This window comes from Rhizobacter sp. P3_B12 (assembly GCF_056402895.1).
Genome location: NZ_JBFUGN010001403.1, coordinates 1 through 1197, shown reverse-complemented (window position 1 = coordinate 1197; position 1197 = coordinate 1). Strand labels below are relative to the sequence as shown.

General features: G+C 70.3%; 1 protein-coding gene. It reads right to left on the bottom strand.

From position 1 onward, the window contains the following. On the bottom strand, positions 1-1197 hold a 1197-nt coding region (locus tag AC1D01_RS35620; RefSeq protein WP_477874374.1), incomplete at both ends, for a tetratricopeptide repeat protein.

Below are 1197 nucleotides of genomic sequence, written 5' to 3'. Positions count from 1 at the left end.
CGGCCATCTCGTTGATGCGCTGCTGCGCATCGCGCACGCGCTGCGCATGCGGCGGGTGGCTGGAGGCGGTGCGCGCCAGCAGCTCGGCCAGCCCCTTCGCGCTCGCGAAACGCAGCGCCAGCGCGTCGACCCAGTCGTCGGCGCCGTCCAGGTTCAGCTCGGCGGCGGTCAGCTGTGACACCATGCTCAGCACGTTGCACGCCGCTTCCATGTCGAAGCCCGGGTCGCGCAGCTCGCGCGTGATCTCGCGCACCGCGGCGATGGCCGCGCCGAGCTGCTTCTGCAGCATCAGGTTGAACACCTCGACCACCGCGGCGAAGCGCTGCAGGCGGCGGCTCTGCGGCACCTTCTCCAGCGCGTGCTGCAGGTTGTCGAGGCAGCGCTGCAGGCCCTTCGAATCGCGCTGGTGGAAGCGCGTGAAGGCCAGCAGCACCAGCGTCTGGTAGTCGAACATCTTCGAGCTGATGCCCGCCGAGGCGGCGCGCTCCAGCATGCGGCCCGCCTCGTCGCGGTCGCCCATGTAGAAGGCGAGCATCCCGTGCTTCTGCAGCCGGGTGATCGAGCCGGGCGTCAGCGCGGTGGCGCGCTTGTACGTGTCGAGCGCGCTCTGCAGGTCGCCTTGCTCCACCTGCACGCGCCCCATCACGTCGTACGCATCGACGAAGCTCGGATGGTCGCCGATCAGGCTTTCCAGCGTGCGCAGCGCCGGGCCGGGCTGGCCGGCGTCGAGCTGGCTGCGCGCGATGCCCAGGCGCGCCCACGGGATCGCGCCGGTCTTCTGCACTGCCTCGAACATCTGGCGCGCCGCGTCGTGCTTGCCCACGCGCAGCAGCAGCTCCGAGCCGATGCGCGCCGCGTACAGCCAGTACGGGCCGCGCTGCTCGAAGCGGGCAGCGCACAGCGCGGCGCCGCGCTCGAAATCGCCTTCCTCGATCGCGAGGAAGATCTCCCCCAGCGATTTCTTGCGCCGGCGCGCCTGCACCAGGCGCTCGCCGAGCGCGGTCGCGGTGTGGGGTTTCAGCAGGTAGCTGTCGAGCGCCGACTCGGCGGCGTCGGCCACCAGCGTGTACGAGGCTTCGCTGGTGACGATGATGAAGACGGTGGACAGTGGCAGCAGCTGGTTGCGCCGCAGGTCGTCGAGCAGGTTCTGGCCGGAGTATCCGGTGGCGCTGAAGCTGTGTTCGCACAGCACCACGT